We start from the raw sequence: 14,738 nt of genomic DNA, 5'->3' as shown, positions 1-14,738 counted from the left end.
GTTCTTTCCCCGGAAAAGAGTCGGCCCCGATCGCCGCACATGGCGGTCCTCCGCCCCTGGCGGGGCGCCATCGCTCCAGCGGGCCTTGCGGCAATAGAGGAAAACAAGGGGGACGCGCGCGTCCCCCTTGTTCGTGGTCACTGCATGCGCGACGCGCCGCTTACTTGGCGTTCATCAGCGCAACGGTGGTGTCCAGCATGCGGTTGCTGAAGCCCCACTCGTTGTCGTACCAGGACGAGACCTTGACCAGCGTGCCCGAGACCTTGGTCAGCGTGGCGTCCACGGTGCTGGAAGCCGGGTTGTGGTTGTAGTCGACCGACACCAGGGGTTCGGTGTTGTATTCCAGGATGCCCTTGAGCGCGCCCTGCGAGGCCGCCTTCAGGATGCCGTTGACTTCCTCGACGGAGGTTTCGCGCTTGGCGATGAAGGACAGGTCGACGATGGACACGTTGATGGTCGGCACGCGGATGGCGTAGCCGTCCAGCTTGCCGTTCAGCTCGGGCAGCACCAGGCCCACCGCGGCGGCCGCGCCGGTCTTGGTGGGGATCATGCTCATGGTGGCCGAACGGGCACGGCGCAGGTCTTCGTGGTAGACGTCGGTCAGCACCTGGTCGTTGGTGTAGGAGTGCACGGTGGTCATCAGGCCCGACACCACGCCCAGCTCGTCGTGCAGCGGCTTGACCAGCGGCGCCAGGCAGTTGGTCGTGCACGAGGCGTTGGAGATGACCGTGTGTTCGGCCTTCAGGGTCTGGTGGTTGACGCCGTACACCACGGTGGCGTCCACGTCCTTGCCGCCGGGCGCGGAAATCACCACCTTCTTCGCGCCGCCCTTCAGGTGGGCGCCGGCTTTTTCCTTGCTGGTGAAGAAGCCCGTGCATTCCAGCACCACGTCGACCTTGAGCTCGCCCCAGGGCAGTTCGGCCGGATTGCGGTTGGCCAGCACGCGGATCTTGTCGCCGTTGACGATCATGTACTCGCCGTCGACTTCGACGGTGCCGGGGAAGCGGCCATGCACGGTGTCATAGCGCGTCAGGTGCGCATTGGTCTTGGGATCGCCGAGGTCGTTGATGGCGACGATCTCGATACCGTGCTTCTTGCCGCTTTCGTAGTGCGCACGCAGGACATTGCGTCCGATGCGGCCGTAGCCGTTGATGGCAACGCGTATGGTCATGACTCGATCTCCTCGTTTACAAAACCTGTTTGACGGCCTCGGCCACCTTTTCGGCGGTCAGCCCGAAGAAGGGGAACAGCGCGCCGGCGGGCGCCGATTCGCCGTAGCGATCGATGCCCACCACGGCGCCTTCCAGGCCCACGTATTTATGCCACAAGCCGGTGGTGCCGGCTTCGACGGCGACCCGCGGCAGGCCCTTGGGCAGCACGCTGGCGCGCCAGCCCGCATCCTGCTTGTCGAACACATCCGTGCTGGGCATCGATACCACCCGCACGGCCACGCCATCCTTGGCCAGCAATTCCTGTGCGGCCAGCGCCAGGGCGACCTCGGAACCGGTGGCGATGATGACGGCGCGCGCCTGGTCGGCGTCGCGCAGCACATAACCGCCCCGGGCGATGGCGGCCAGGGTTTGTTCGTCGCGCGGCACGAACGGCAGGTTTTGGCGCGACAGCAGCAGCGCCGTCGGGCCGCCGTCCCGCACCGCCATGCCGATGCTGGCGGGACGCCGGACCGCCTCGATCCAGGCCACCGCGGTTTCGGCGGTATCGCAGGGGCGCCACACCGACAGGTTGGGGATCAGCCGCAGGCTGTTGGCATGCTCGATGGATTGGTGCGTGGGGCCGTCTTCGCCCAGGCCGATGGAATCGTGCGTGAACACATGGACCACCCGCTGCTTCATGAGCGCGGCCATGCGCAGGGCGTTGCGCGAATAATCGGAGAAGGTCAGGAAAGTGCCGCCGAACGGCAGGTAGCCGCCATGCAGGGCGATGCCGTTCATGATGGCGGCCATGCCGAACTCGCGCACGCCATAGTTGATGTGGCGGCCGAACTGGATGGCCTTGTCGCCGGCGCGCACCGGCGCCACGCCTTTCCAGTCGGTGTAGTTGGAGCCGGTCAGGTCGGCCGAACCGCCCAGCAGTTCCGGCAGCGCCTGCGCCAGCGCGGCGATCGCATACTGCGAGGCCTTGCGGGTGGCGACGGTTTCCGCCTTTTCGACCGTGGCGGCCAGGAAGGCGCGTGCCTTGTCGGCGAAATCGGCGGGCAGTTCGCCCTGCATGCGGCGGGTGAACTCCGCGGCTTCGGCCGGGAATTGGCGGGCATAGGCGTCGAAGCGCGTCTGCCATTCGTGCTGCGCGGCGGCGCCGGCCCGGCGCGCGTCCCAGCCTTCGTAGAATTCCGGCGGGATGACGAAGGGCGCATGCGTCCAGTTCAGCGCGGCGCGCGTGGCGGCGATTTCGTCCTTGCCCAGCGGCGCGCCGTGGACCTTGTCGGTGCCGGCCATCGTGGGCGCGCCCTTGCCGATGACGGTGCGGCAGGCGATCAGCGTGGGGCCGCCGTGGCTGGCGGCATTCGCCCGCGCCTGGCGCAGGGCGGCATCGACCGCGTCGACGTCATGGCCGTCGACGCCGCGGATCACATTCCAGCCGTAGGCTTCGAAACGGCGGGCGGTATCGTCGCCGAACCAGGCTTCGACCTTGCCATCGATGGATATGCCGTTGTCGTCGTACAGGACGATCAGCTTGGACAGCCGCAGCGTGCCGGCCAGCGAGCAGACCTCGTGCGAGATGCCTTCCATCAGGCAGCCGTCGCCCACGAAGGCGTAGGTGTGATGGTCCACCACGGCATGGCCGGGGCGGTTGAATTCGGCGGCCAGCAGGGCTTCGGCCAGCGCCATGCCGACGGCGTTGCCCAGGCCCTGGCCCAGCGGGCCGGTGGTGGTTTCGACGCCGGCGGTGATGCCGACTTCCGGATGGCCGGGCGTGCGCGAGTGCAGTTGGCGGAATTGCTTGATTTCCTCGATGGGCAGGTCGTAGCCCGTGAGGTGCAGCAGCGCGTACAGCAGCATCGAGCCGTGGCCATTGGACAGCACGAAACGGTCGCGGCCGGGCCAGGCCGGGTTGGCCGGATTGTGGCGCAGATGCCGCGTCCACAAGGCTTGCGCGATCTCCGCCATGCCCATGGGAGCACCCGGGTGCCCGGAATTCGCCTGCTGTACGGCGTCCATCGCCAAAGCGCGGATGGCATCCGCCAAAGAAGGTTGTCGGGCGGTCGGATTGCTCATTCTGGAAGGGCTCGTCTGCCGGCGAAGGTCGCGAAAAAAGCCGGCCATAGGGTTTGAAGAGCTCACGATTTTAGCATCCGGGCGGGGGTCCTCCGGCGGCAGGGCATCCTGCGGGCGGCCTAGTGCGGCCCGGCCATCCGATGGACGGCGCGCGGGCGGCGGTAAGATTCCCCGCGCAACCCTTATACGACACCGACATGCCCAGCCCCCGTTTCCATTGCCCCTTCGCGCTTTCGCCTCATGCCCGGATCGAACTGCCGGACGCCATCGCGCATCATGCCGCGCGGGTGCTGCGGCTGCGCGACGGCGAGACGGTGGTCCTGTTCGACGGCAACGGGGGTGAATATCCGGCCACGCTGCGCATCGCCGGCAAGACCGTGCACGCCGAGCTGGGCGCGCACGATCCGCGCGAGGCCGAACTGGGCGGGGGCATCACCCTGGTCCAGGGCTTGCCCTCGGGCGACAAAATGGACTGGATCGTGGAAAAGGCGGTGGAACTTGGCGTGGAGCGGCTGGTGCCCATCGCCGCCCAGCGCAGCGTCCTGCAATTGAACGGCGAACGGCAGGACAAGCGCCTGGCGCATTGGCGGCGCGTGGCCGCGGCCGCCAGCGAGCAATGCGGACGCAACCGGCTGATGCGCATCGACGCGGTGGCCAGCCTGGCGCACTGGCTGGATACGCCGCCGGCCGGCCCGCGCCTGTTATGCCACCCGGAAGACAGCGCGCCGCTGAATGCGGCCCTGGATGACGCGCGCCGCGCCGGATCCCTTGCCCTGCTGGTGGGCCCGGAAGGCGGCTGGTCGGATGCGGAACAAGCGGCGGCACGCCAGGCCGGCGTCGCGGCGGTAAGCTTCGGACCGCGTGTGCTGCGCACCGAGACCGCCGGCCTGGCGCTGGTGGCGGCGGCGACGGCGCTGTTGGGCTGGGAGCAGCCCGCGGCGGCGCGGGCGCCTTGAATCCCCGGGGCTAGTCCGCTTCGCCGTAGGGCGCCGCGGCAACGCCGGGCTCGGCCGCGGGATGGGCGCCGGCATGCTCGACGATATAGGCGAACAGCCGGCCGTTTTCGCGCGCGTATTCGGTGACGTCCTGGCAGATGGAGACGATGTGCGCGGCGTCTTCTTCCAGGGCCGGATCGCCGGAATGCAGCTTGTGCAGCCACAGCACGACGCCGACCTTCTGATCGAGCACGGTGTCGGAGAGGCAATCCGAGAGTTCGTCGAAACTGCGGAAATGCATCGGGAAGTCCACCGCCTTGGCGATGGCGCGGAAGACAGCCGAGCGGCTGCGGGCGCGGTCGCAGTCGGCGACATACAAGGCCGCGCGCAATTCGCCGGCAGCCTCCACCACGGATTGCCTATCCAGCGCAGCAGCATCGAGCTCACCGCCACGCTGCAACTGGCGTTGCAATGCGGGCTGACCGGTTCTGGCCATGCTCGGACCTCCTGCAAAAAAAGCCACCGCGACCCATCCGCGGAATACGCTGCATCGTATCGGCATAAAGCGGATCGATCAATCGCATTGCGCCATGATTTTGCGGCATTCCCATACACGGGCTATCCACGGTCGGCACCGTGGTTTCGGAAGATACACCGAAGACCGACGCAATGAAAAGGGCCGGAGACCGGGGCTTGCGCCCGCGGTCTCCGGCCCGTCGTGCCCAGCCGCCCGGACTAGCGGCGGTTGTTCGCGTCCACCACCGCCAGCGCGGTCATGTTGACGATGCGGCGCACCGTGGAACTGGACGTAAGAATGTGTACCGGCGCATTGGCCCCCAGCAGGAAAGGACCCACCGCCACATTCCCGCCGGCGGCAGTCTTCAGCAGGTTGTACGCGATATTGCCCGAATCGACGTTGGGGCAGACCAGCAGGTTGGCGGTGCCCTTCAGCGTGGAGGACGGCAGGATGCGCAGGCGCAGCTCTTCGTCCAGCGCGCAATCGCCGTGCATTTCGCCGTCGATTTCGATTTCCGGCGCGCGATCGCGCACCAGCTGCAGCGCGGCGCGCATTTTCTCGCCGGACGAGGAGCTGCCCGAACCGAAATTGGAGCGCGACAGCAACGCCACCTTGGGCGCCACGTTCAGGCGGCTCATTTCCTGGGCAGCCGCGATGGTGAATTCCGCGATCTGCTCGGCGCTGGGATCCTCGTTGATGTGCGTATCCACCAGCACGACGGTGCGCTCGGCCAGCAGCAGGATGCTCATGGCGGCATAGACATTGCAGCCGGGACGCTTGCCGATGACTTCGTCGACGAAGCGCAGGTGGTCGGCGTACGCGCCCACCGTGCCGCAGATCATGGCGTCCGCATCGCCCAGGTGCACCATCATCGCGCCGATCAGCGTCAGGCGGCGGCGCATTTCCACGCGGGCCATTTCCTTGGTGATGCCACGGCGGCACATCAATTCCCAATACGTCGTCCAGTAGCGATGGAAGCGCTCGTCGTACTCGGGATTGGTGACTTCCACGTCCTCGCCCAGGCGGATGCGCAGGCCCAGGCGCTCGATGCGCGCCGCCAGCACGGCCGGACGGCCCACCAGAATGGGCTTGGCCAGGCCTTCGTCCACCACCACCTGCACGGCGCGCAGCACGCGCTCGTCTTCGCCCTCGGTGAAGACGACGCGGGCCTTGCCGCCTTCGCGCACCAGGCGCTTGGACGCCGCGTACACCGGCTTCATGAAGGCGCCGGAGTGGTACACGAACTGCTGCAGCTGCTCGATGTAGCCGTCCATGTCGGCCAGCGGACGCGTGGCCACGCCTTCTTCCATCGCGGCCTTGGCCACGGCCGGCGCGATGCGCACGATCAAGCGCGGATCGAAGGGCTTGGGAATGAAGTATTCCGGGCCGAAGCAGAGGTCGAAGGTGCCATAGGCGGCGGCCACGACTTCGCTCTGTTCTTCCTGGGCCAGCTTGGCGATGGCATAGACGGCGGCCTTTTCCATGCCGCGCGTGATGGTCGTGGCGCCGACGTCCAGCGCGCCCCGGAAAATGTACGGGAAGCACAGCACGTTGTTGACCTGGTTCGGATAGTCCGACCGGCCGGTGGCCATGACGGCGTCGTCGCGCACGCTCTTGACCACTTCGGGCAGGACTTCCGGCGTGGGGTTGGCCAGCGCCAGGATCAGCGGACGCGGTGCCATCGCGGCCACCATATCGGGCTTGAGCACGTTGCCCGCCGACAGGCCCAGGAAGACGTCGGCGCCTTCGATGACCTCGGCCAGCTTGCGCAGGTCCGTCTTGCGCGCGAAGCGGGCCTTGTCCGGATCCATCAGCGCGGTACGGCCTTCGTAGACCACGCCTTCGATGTCGGTGACCCAGATGTTCTCGATGGGCAGGCCCAGGTCGACCATCAGTTCCAGGCAGGCCAGGGCCGCGGCGCCCGCGCCCGATGTCACCACCTTGACCTTGCCGATGTCCTTGCCGACGACCTTCAGGCCGTTGATGAAGGCCGCACAGACGGTGATGGCCGTGCCGTGCTGGTCGTCATGGAAGACGGGGATCTTCATCCGCTCGCGCAGCTTGCGCTCGACGACGAAGCATTCCGGCGCCTTGATGTCCTCGAGGTTGATACCGCCGAAGGTGGGCTCCAGGCCAGCGATGATTTCCACGAGCTTGTCGGGATCGGTCTCGCTGATTTCGATGTCGAACACATCCAGGCCGGCGAACTTCTTGAAGAGGACCGCCTTGCCTTCCATCACGGGCTTGGACGCCAGGGCGCCGATGTTGCCCAGGCCCAGCACCGCCGTGCCGTTGGAGATCACGCCCACGAGGTTGCCGCGGCTGGTGTAGCGGTAGGCATTCACCGGATCGGTGACGATTTCTTCGCAGGCGGCCGCGACGCCGGGCGTGTAGGCCAGGGCCAGATCGCGCTGGTTGGTCAGTTGCTTGGTCGGCGTGACCGAGATCTTGCCGGGGCGGCCCTGCTCGTGATATTCGAGCGCGGCCTTGCGAAGATTGGCGTCCATGATGGCTTGATACGTGTGAAGAAAGTTGAAAACCGAAAACGCAGGATTCTAGTCCCTTGCGGCGTTGGGTGCTGGAAACCGCGCGAAAACCTGCCATTGCGCTGCCGTCGCGCGATCCCGCGCCACGAAGAAACGATGCCCCCATGCCTGGGCGGCCCACCGTTTCTTACATCTGCAAAGTCTTTTATCTTACTCCGCTCACGCTATCCGGTCCCGGATGTGCGATGGCGCGTGGCGTGGCGAGGCCCGCGCACACGCCGCATACGGCGCGATCGGCCTTGCCCGCTGCTGGCCGCTTCCGGCGCGAGCATCGCGGTGCCTCGCATGGCATCGCGCTTCAGAAGGGCTCGGGAAACAGGCCGGCGGGATCGAAGCTGTCCTTGATCCGCCGGTCCAGCGCCCGCGCTTGCGCCGGCGGCAATCCCGGCGGCAACCGCGTGGTTTCGCTGTCTTCGGCGGGAGCCGCATCGCCGGCATGATCGCCATGCGCCGCGATGCGCCCGGCAGGCGGCACTTCCAGAATCAGGCTTTCCAGCCATGCCAGCGTGCCGCCGTGGCCGTGCAACATGCGCGCCAGATTCGTCGAGGCCGGCGGCACGGGCAGCAAGGCGTCGAGCCGGTACCGGGCAGGCCAGGCCGATTGCGCCGCGCACCATTGCGCCTCCGGCCCGGATGCCAGGCGAAACAGCGTGGGCACCAATTGCTGCAGTGCCGCGCTGCGCAGCGGCCAGCCGTCATCGGCGCCGAAAGGTCCCAGGGTGTCGGCCACCCCGTCCGCCAGCAGCACATCGGCCGCATAGATGCCGGAAAGGTCCGCGCGGCCCGCGGGCCATGCCGCGGCATGCCGATCCGCCAGCCAGGCCGCCACGGTGCGCCCGGCCTCCTGCCCCGCGAACTGCCGCAAGCCGGCCTGCGCGAGCGCGCCCAGCGTCACGCCGGGACCGGCACGCCAGCGCGCCCGCGCGCCCGTTTCCCGCACCAGGGCGTCCAGGCGGCGCGGATCCACCCACAGCACCGGCCGTCCCTCGACGGCGGCGGCGCTGTCCGCCAGCGCCAGCTGCACGCCATGCTCCGCGCACAGCGCGCGCGCCTGCCGCACGTCGGCCGCGGTCCGGGGCGTCCAGCGCGCCTGGGGTGCCTGGGATGCCCCGGCCGGCATGCGCGAGCCCTGGCCATCCGGATCCGATGCCGGCAGCAGCTTCAGCTCGCCGTCGCAGGCGCGGCGCAGGCTGTGGCAAAAGGCCTGCCACGGCGTGCGCGGCGTCGATCGCCCAAGAAGAAACGCCCGTCGCGATGGCTGCATGACTACAATCCTTTCCTTCCTATCCGCCAACTGCCGACAGAATCCGTATGCTGTACCCGCTCGCCGACCGTACCCACGAGTTCCTGACCTTCCATGCCGTTGAGATGTTCAAGCAGGCGCAGGCACTGCAGGCATCGGGCCGGGACATTATCAGCCTGGGCATCGGCGAACCGGACTTTACCGCGCCGCCCGCGGTGCTGGAAGCGCTGGAACGCGCCGCCAGCGCCGGGCTGAGCGGCTATAGCGCCCCGGCGGGACTGTCCGCGCTGCGCGAAGCCATCGCCGGGTTCTATGCCCGTTTCGGCGCGCACGTCGATCCCGCGCGCGTCATCGTCACGGCCGGCGCCTCCGGCGCGCTGTCGCTGGCTTGCGCGGCGCTGGTCAACCCGGGCGACGAAGTCCTGATGCCCGACCCATCCTATCCCGCGAACAGCAACTTCGTACTGGCCGCCGGCGGCCGGCCGCGGCTCATTCCGAGCACGCCGGCCAAGCGCTTCCAGCTGTCCGCGGCGGACCTGCGGGAACACTGGACCGCGCGCACGCGCGGCGCCATCATCGCCTCGCCCAGCAATCCGACGGGGACCTCGGTTGCGCAGGCCGAACTGGCCGAACTGCTGGCGGAAACCCGCCGGCGCGGCGGCTACACGCTGATGGACGAAATCTACCTGGCGCTGTCCTACGACGGCGCGCCGCGGTCGGCGCTGGCGCTGGATGACGAGGTCATCGTCATCAACAGCTTTTCCAAGTACTTCAACATGACGGGGTGGCGGCTGGGCTGGTTGATCGTGCCCCAGCCCATGGTAGCCACGGTAGAAAAAATGGCCGCCAGCCTGGCCATCTGCGCCCCCACCCTGGCCCAGCATGCCGCCCTGGCCTGCTTCCAACCCGACACGCTCGCGCTGTACGAAACGCGCCGCCTGGCCTTCCAGCAGCGCCGCGATTTCCTACTGGACGCCTTCCAGCGCCTGGGGATAGCCGTGCCCGTCAAGCCGGACGGCGCCTTCTACATCTATGCCGACGTGTCGAAATGGGGCATGGACAGCACGGATTTCGCCATGCGGCTGCTGCACGAAGCCGGAGTCGCCGCGGTCCCGGGGCTGGATTTCGGCCCCGCGCATGCCAGCCGCACCATGCGTTTCGCCTATACGACGGGCATGGACCGGCTGGAAGCGGCGGTGGACCGCATCGACGGATTTCTGAAGGGCCTGTGCGGCTGAAAACCGGCGCGATCAAGAACCGGCGCGGTTGAGGACCGCCCCGCCCACCACGCCGTCGCTCAGTCCCGCGCCAGCGGAATGCCGGACGCCAAGGCCAGGCGGCGACGCTCGGCCTGTACTTTGTCGCCGTAGCCGCCATCGTTGGGGCCGCTGGCTCCCACGTAGCAGGCCAGGCCGCCCGGCACGGAGCCGCGGCGCTTGATGCAGTCCTTCAGGATGCCGGCGCCGACGCGGATATTGGCCACGGGATCCAGCGCGCCCTTCTTGCCATAGGCGTCGAACTTGGACTGGTGCACGCTGGTCATCACCTGCATCAGGCCTTGCGCCCCCACGCTGCTCTCGGCGAAGGGGTTGTAGCGCGATTCGACGGCAATGACGGCCAGCAGCAGCAAGGGATCGACCTTCAAGTCCCGCCCGACCTTGTACGCGGTATTGACGAGCACCGCGGTGGCGTCGGACGCGACCTTGTACTTGCGCGAGATATAGTTGCGCAGCGCTTCGGTTTGCGCATTGCTGACGGCGTCCGACCGCGCCGCCGGCTTGGTCTCCGGATGCGGCAAGGGCGTCAGGAAAGCGGTTGCGTTGTTGCTCGTTTCCGGGACGGCAAGGGCGACGGCGCTGGCTGAGCGGTCCGCCGCGGTGCCGACACCGTCGTCGGCATCGCCCAGGGCATCCGCATCGGCATAGGCGCTGTCGGAACCGGCGGGCGGAACCGTCGCGGGCGCCAGGGCGGCGAGCAGTGCCTTGTGTACCTGCAGCGCCTGGTCCCGCAGACCGGGCAAAGCCAGACCCATGCTTACGGTGACGATGACCGCGATGCCCAGATAAACCGAACAGATGCGCAGCCATTCGCCGAGATAGCGGTGAACGCCTTGTGCCAATTGCCGGAATAAGGGGTAATTGGCCACTGACGCATAAGGCATTGGTGACCTCCTGCGTTTTAAAGGGAAGGGGATGTTAACCTCTTATGGCCTTCCCATATGTAACAAATCCCGTAAATAACATGCAACGTTAGGCAATTCTGCCTAACTTCCGCGAATTCGCATTTCGTCTCCCATAGGCCTTCCGTGAAGTACCGAGATTTAAGAGATTTCATCGCCCAACTCGAATCGCGTGGCGACCTCAAACGCATCGCCGCGCCGGTCTCGACGCACCTGGAAATGACCGAAATCGCGGACCGCGTCCTGCGCGCGGGCGGCCCTGCCTTGCTGTTCGAACAGGCTCGCCATCTGGACCGGCCCGCCGGCATGCCGGTGCTGGCGAATCTGTTCGGTACGCCGCGACGCGTCGCGTGGGGCATGGGCGCCGACCAGGTCGAGGCCTTGCGCGATACGGGGGAACTGCTGGCCTCGCTGCGCGAGCCCGAACCGCCCAAGGGCCTGCGGGACGCCTTCGCCAAGGTAGCGATGCTGAAGGCGGCGCTATGGGACATGAGCCCCAGGACAGTGCGCGGTCCGGCCTGCCAGGAGATCGTGCTGGAAGGCGACGACGTGGACCTGGCCCGCCTGCCCTTGCAGACTTGCTGGCCGGGCGATGTGGCGCCGCTGCTGACCTGGGGCCTGGTGATCACCAAGGGCCCCCGCGCGCGGCGCCAGAACCTGGGCATCTACCGCCAGCAGCCGGTCGGCCGCAACAAGCTGATCATGCGCTGGCTGTCCCACCGGGGCGGCGCGCTCGATTTCCGCGAACACGCGCAGGCCCACCCGGGCCAGCCCTTCCCGATTGCCGTGGCGCTGGGCGCCGATCCCGCGACCATCCTGGGCGCCGTCACGCCGGTGCCCGATACCTTGTCGGAATACCAGTTCGCCGGCCTGCTGCGCGGCTCGCGCACCGAGGTGGCCAAGGCGATCGGCAGCGACTTGTCCGTGCCGGCCTACGCGGAAATCGTGCTGGAAGGCCACCTGCTGCCTTCCACCGACCCGCGCGCGGTGGCGCCCACGGTGCCCGACGGCGTGGCGCCGCCGCCGGCGACGGGCTACGAGATGGCCCTGGAAGGCCCCTACGGCGACCACACCGGCTACTACAACGAGCGCGACTGGTTCCCGGTTTTCACGGTGGACCGCATCACAATGCGCCGCGACCCCATCTACCACTCCACCTACACGGGCAAGCCGCCCGACGAGCCGGCCGTGCTGGGCGTGGCGCTGAACGAGGTCTTCGTCCCGCTGCTACGCCGGCAATTGCCGGAAATCGTCGATTTCTACCTGCCGCCGGAAGGCTGCAGCTACCGGCTGGCCGTCGTGTCCATCCGCAAGCAGTACGCCGGCCATGCCAAGCGCGTCATGTTCGGGCTGTGGAGCGTGCTGCGCCAGTTCATGTACACCAAGTTCATCGTGGTGGTGGACGAAGACGTCAATCCGCGCGACTGGAAGGAAGTGGTGTGGGCCATGACCACGCGCATGGACCCGGTGCGGGACACCACGCTGGTGGAACGCACGCCCATCGATTACCTGGATTTCGCCTCGCCGGTTTCCGGCCTGGGGGGCAAGATGGGCCTGGACGCCACCAACAAATGGCCGGGCGAGACCGACCGCGAATGGGGCCGGCCCATCGTGATGGACCCCGCCGTCAAAAAGAAAGTGGACGCGATGTGGGGGGAACTGGGTTTGTGACGGCCTGGGTGGCGGCGTCGCTGGCCTGGCGTGCCCGCCAGCCGCGATAGACCTGCCATCCGACCGCTCCCGCGGTGGCCAGCTTCAACAGCCGGGACCGCTTGCCGCGCAGGAAGATCGCCGACAGCGTCGACATGATCACCGGGTAGCGGCGGACCACCGAAAAAGCCTGCCACGCCATCATCGGCATGTTGCCCGCGCTGAGACGGGGCACCAGGCCCTTGACCAGGTGGGACGGCGACAGGGATGCCGTCAGGCCGGCAACGTTATGGACCAGGGCCTCGCGCTCGACCGCCGCGCGGGCGCGCAGCAGTTCGATGCGCACCTGGCGATCGACCTCAGGGGACATTTTGCTCATCGCGAGGCCTCCCGGCGGATAGGGTGCGAGTGGCGTTCGGCTTGCGCGCGCCGTTCCGCTTCTTCCTCCGCCTTGGCCTGGGCGCGCAGATGCTCCAGCAACTGCACGTCCCGCGCCAGCTCTTCCAAGGTGGCGGCGAAGGGGGCCGGACCCACGGTCAACATGCGGCGCACGGCATACAACAGCCCCAGCCCGAGAACGGCGTAAATGGCCGCCAGCGCTCCCAGGGCCATATAGCGTTCATCGGTGGGCCAGAAATACACGGCGACCAGGATGGAAAACACCAGGACCGCCAGCGTCAGGAACAGCAGCGCCGCGAAAGAGCAGCCCAGCAGTTTCAACAGGCGGGCTTTTTCCGCGGAAGCCTCCAGGGCGAGGAGCTCGAACCGGGTGCGCCCGAGTTCGATCAGGCTGGAGGCAACGCCGAGCAAGGATTTGCGTAGGGCCATATGCTGATACGGGCCATCGAGCAGGCACAGGCGGCCGGCTCGATCGTTGCCCCCTCCAGTCAGTTCAACGGCGGCTGATCAACAGACCCAGCAGCAGGCCGGTCAGGCCGGCGATACCGATGGCCTGCCACGGATTGTCGTGGACATAGTCGTCCGTCGCGCGCGCCGCCTTGCGGCCGCGTTCCATCACGGCATCCTGCACTTCGTACAGCGCTTCACGCGTGCGCTTCAGTGAGGTCATGGCACGATCACGCAGTTCGGCCGCCTTGTCGCCGGTGCTGGCCGCGGCCTCGCGCAACAGGTTTTCGGCGTCGTTGAGACTGCTTTTCACGCTGTCGATCAGGTTTTCCTTGGCGCTTTCGGGTGTGGTCGCGTTCATGTTCGCTCCTTTCTTTTTGATCCGTGTTCCTGACGGAAACAATGATACCAGCGGCGTTTTGCCTCAAGCCCCCTATTGCTACCGACTGCTACGCGCGCGCCGCCGGAAAACGCGCGATGCAGGCTGCGGCCAGGCTGCGGTTTTCTATTTGACCGCCTTGGCGCGGCGGCTTATTTGATCTTTGTTATCTCGACGGCGGATTTGATGCCCTGCTGGTCGATGTCCTGCTTCATCACCAGGTTGACGGCCGGGCAGTACCAGTCGGTGACCGTGGTGTTCAAGGCCGGAATCGGAATCGTCAGCCCCTTGAAGGTGGCCATGGTCGGATCCGTATCGCGGCTGTAGGAGATGGGCCAGCAGGACTGCTTGCCCAGCGCCGTATCCAGGGTGCGCCGCGCGCCCACCGTCTTCTGGCCGATACGCACGGTGGTGCTGGGCTGGCCGCCCACGGGGGCCTCCTTGCCGATATTCAGGCGGAAATTCGCGCCCGGCAGCTTCTGGCCCGGCCCGGAGATCTTGCCGTCATAGGCGAACAGGCCCAGCATGCGCAGGTCGAACTGGCCGTCGGAAGCGGGCTTCTCGCCGGCGTTCTCATACCGCACGAAGCTGGCCTTGCCGTCCCGTACGGTCATCAGGTAATCCAGCTTGGACTTCCCCGGCGGCAGGCCGGCATACGAGAAAGTGGCGATGCCCGTGACGCGCGCCTGGCAGTTTTCTCCATTGCGTTTCGTTACGTCGGCAAACGAGAGGTCGGCACCCAGTTGCAAATTGCCGGAGCCCGTCAGCTGTACCTGGCCGCCGTCGCGCACGAACTGGGCGTCGCAGACGCCGGCCTGCGCGGCGCCGGCCGCCAGCACCATCGCGGCGGCCGCCGCATAAAGCAAAGTGGCGGGAACCGGGCGCCGGCCCCGCCGCGGTAAACGCGCGTCGCGGGCGTGGCAAGCCGGCACGGCAGCGAGAGCGGAATGCGGATACACCATGGGAGACCTCTAGCGAAAACAGCCGCCGCTGACACCGGGCGGTTGCACCGATACTACACCGCGGTCCGGCCGGCGGGCGCTGCAAGCGCGTGAGGAATTCCCAGGGGCGTTTATAGCGCGCCGACATAAAATCGGATCGGAATATTAGTTTTCATTATATAAACATGCCCACATCTTCGTTCGGGCATGGGTGCGCGCCTTTCTAGAATGGAGCGCTCGCCCATGCCGCGCCGCGGAAATGGGCTCGC

13 protein-coding genes are annotated in these 14,738 nt (G+C 67.2%); 3 read left to right on the top strand and 10 right to left on the bottom strand.

Annotated elements, in window-relative coordinates; translation table 11 throughout:
- Positions 1-160: 160 nt before the first annotated feature.
- Together gap and tkt are read right to left on the bottom strand one after the other, a co-directional pair.
- Positions 161-1,171 carry a type I glyceraldehyde-3-phosphate dehydrogenase gene (gene gap, locus BAU06_RS04915; RefSeq protein ID WP_066345047.1) on the bottom strand — a complete coding sequence of 337 codons (1,011 nt, stop codon included), beginning with the start codon at positions 1,169-1,171 and terminating at the stop codon, positions 161-163.
- A gap of 16 nt (positions 1,172-1,187) precedes the next feature.
- Positions 1,188-3,233 (bottom strand): transketolase, encoded by a 2,046-nt coding sequence (tkt, locus tag BAU06_RS04910; RefSeq protein ID WP_066345042.1) that lies wholly within the window; start codon positions 3,231-3,233, stop codon positions 1,188-1,190.
- 197 nt (positions 3,234-3,430) lie between these two features.
- Here tkt and BAU06_RS04905 point away from each other — a divergent pair, with 197 nt between their 5' ends.
- The gene (locus tag BAU06_RS04905; RefSeq protein WP_066345041.1) at positions 3,431-4,189 is read left to right on the top strand and encodes a 16S rRNA (uracil(1498)-N(3))-methyltransferase; all 759 of its coding nucleotides are present in this window, start codon (positions 3,431-3,433) and stop codon (positions 4,187-4,189) included.
- 10 nt (positions 4,190-4,199) lie between these two features.
- On the opposite strand, the gene BAU06_RS04900 is transcribed toward BAU06_RS04905, so the two are convergent.
- From BAU06_RS04900 to BAU06_RS04890, 3 genes are all read right to left on the bottom strand, one after another.
- Positions 4,200-4,664, bottom strand: a complete 465-nt coding sequence (locus BAU06_RS04900) for a barstar family protein (RefSeq protein WP_066345040.1) — start codon at positions 4,662-4,664, stop codon at positions 4,200-4,202.
- 239 nt (positions 4,665-4,903) lie between these two features.
- Complete coding sequence (locus BAU06_RS04895; RefSeq protein ID WP_066345039.1) at positions 4,904-7,192, bottom strand: NADP-dependent malic enzyme; 2,289 nt, start codon at positions 7,190-7,192, stop codon at positions 4,904-4,906.
- A gap of 337 nt (positions 7,193-7,529) precedes the next feature.
- Positions 7,530-8,495, bottom strand: coding sequence for a hypothetical protein (locus BAU06_RS04890; RefSeq protein ID WP_066345038.1), 966 nt, complete (start codon positions 8,493-8,495; stop codon positions 7,530-7,532).
- 47 nt (positions 8,496-8,542) lie between these two features.
- On the opposite strand from BAU06_RS04890, the gene BAU06_RS04885 reads away from it, so the two are divergent.
- Positions 8,543-9,712 carry a pyridoxal phosphate-dependent aminotransferase gene (locus BAU06_RS04885; protein ID WP_066345036.1) on the top strand — a complete coding sequence of 390 codons (1,170 nt, stop codon included), beginning with the start codon at positions 8,543-8,545 and terminating at the stop codon, positions 9,710-9,712.
- A gap of 59 nt (positions 9,713-9,771) precedes the next feature.
- Here the strand turns inward: BAU06_RS04885 and BAU06_RS04880 are convergent, their stop codons facing one another.
- Entirely contained in the window at positions 9,772-10,635 is an 864-nt protein-coding gene (locus tag BAU06_RS04880; protein ID WP_066345032.1) for a transglycosylase SLT domain-containing protein, read from the bottom strand.
- Positions 10,636-10,779: 144 nt separating this feature from the next.
- Between BAU06_RS04880 and BAU06_RS04875 the strand changes: the two genes are divergently transcribed.
- Positions 10,780-12,324 (top strand): UbiD family decarboxylase, encoded by a 1,545-nt coding sequence (locus tag BAU06_RS04875; RefSeq protein WP_066345027.1) that lies wholly within the window; start codon positions 10,780-10,782, stop codon positions 12,322-12,324.
- On the opposite strand, the gene BAU06_RS04870 is transcribed toward BAU06_RS04875, so the two are convergent.
- From BAU06_RS04870 to BAU06_RS04855, 4 genes are all read right to left on the bottom strand, one after another.
- Entirely contained in the window at positions 12,281-12,682 is a 402-nt protein-coding gene (locus tag BAU06_RS04870; protein WP_066345025.1) for a hypothetical protein, read from the bottom strand. The two genes, BAU06_RS04875 and BAU06_RS04870, sit on opposite strands and share 44 nt — an antisense overlap.
- Positions 12,679-13,131 carry a phage holin family protein gene (locus BAU06_RS04865; RefSeq protein ID WP_066345024.1) on the bottom strand — a complete coding sequence of 151 codons (453 nt, stop codon included), beginning with the start codon at positions 13,129-13,131 and terminating at the stop codon, positions 12,679-12,681. The genes BAU06_RS04870 and BAU06_RS04865 overlap by 4 nt, the downstream gene beginning before the upstream one ends.
- A gap of 64 nt (positions 13,132-13,195) precedes the next feature.
- On the bottom strand, positions 13,196-13,510 hold the full coding sequence (locus BAU06_RS04860; protein WP_066345023.1) for an ElaB/YgaM/YqjD family protein: 315 nt from the start codon (positions 13,508-13,510) through the stop codon (positions 13,196-13,198).
- Between the two features lie 170 nt (positions 13,511-13,680).
- Positions 13,681-14,370: a hypothetical protein gene (locus tag BAU06_RS04855; protein ID WP_066345022.1), complete on the bottom strand. Its 690-nt coding sequence runs from the start codon at positions 14,368-14,370 to the stop codon at positions 13,681-13,683.
- Between the last annotated feature and the right edge of the window lie 368 nt (positions 14,371-14,738).

This window comes from Bordetella bronchialis (assembly GCF_001676705.1).
Lineage (GTDB): Bacteria > Pseudomonadota > Gammaproteobacteria > Burkholderiales > Burkholderiaceae_B > Bordetella_C > Bordetella_C bronchialis.
Note: the sequence above shows the minus strand (reverse complement) of the source record. Positions and strands in the feature narration are given on the sequence as shown.

Bases quoted from the DNA above. Each gene is read 5' to 3' on its own strand.
- gap (WP_066345047.1), bottom strand. From the start codon at position 1,171: ATGACCATACGCGTTGCCATCAACGGCTACGGCCGCATCGGACGCAAT.
- tkt (WP_066345042.1), bottom strand. From the start codon at position 3,233: ATGAGCAATCCGACCGCCCGACAACCTTCTTTGGCGGATGCCATCCGC.
- BAU06_RS04905 (WP_066345041.1), top strand. From the start codon at position 3,431: ATGCCCAGCCCCCGTTTCCATTGCCCCTTCGCGCTTTCGCCTCATGCC.
- BAU06_RS04900 (WP_066345040.1), bottom strand. From the start codon at position 4,664: ATGGCCAGAACCGGTCAGCCCGCATTGCAACGCCAGTTGCAGCGTGGC.
- BAU06_RS04895 (WP_066345039.1), bottom strand. From the start codon at position 7,192: ATGGACGCCAATCTTCGCAAGGCCGCGCTCGAATATCACGAGCAGGGC.
- BAU06_RS04890 (WP_066345038.1), bottom strand. From the start codon at position 8,495: ATGCAGCCATCGCGACGGGCGTTTCTTCTTGGGCGATCGACGCCGCGC.
- BAU06_RS04885 (WP_066345036.1), top strand. From the start codon at position 8,543: ATGCTGTACCCGCTCGCCGACCGTACCCACGAGTTCCTGACCTTCCAT.
- BAU06_RS04880 (WP_066345032.1), bottom strand. From the start codon at position 10,635: ATGCCTTATGCGTCAGTGGCCAATTACCCCTTATTCCGGCAATTGGCA.
- BAU06_RS04870 (WP_066345025.1), bottom strand. From the start codon at position 12,682: ATGAGCAAAATGTCCCCTGAGGTCGATCGCCAGGTGCGCATCGAACTG.
- BAU06_RS04865 (WP_066345024.1), bottom strand. From the start codon at position 13,131: ATGGCCCTACGCAAATCCTTGCTCGGCGTTGCCTCCAGCCTGATCGAA.
- BAU06_RS04860 (WP_066345023.1), bottom strand. From the start codon at position 13,510: ATGAACGCGACCACACCCGAAAGCGCCAAGGAAAACCTGATCGACAGC.
- BAU06_RS04855 (WP_066345022.1), bottom strand. From the start codon at position 14,370: ATGGTGCTGGCGGCCGGCGCCGCGCAGGCCGGCGTCTGCGACGCCCAG.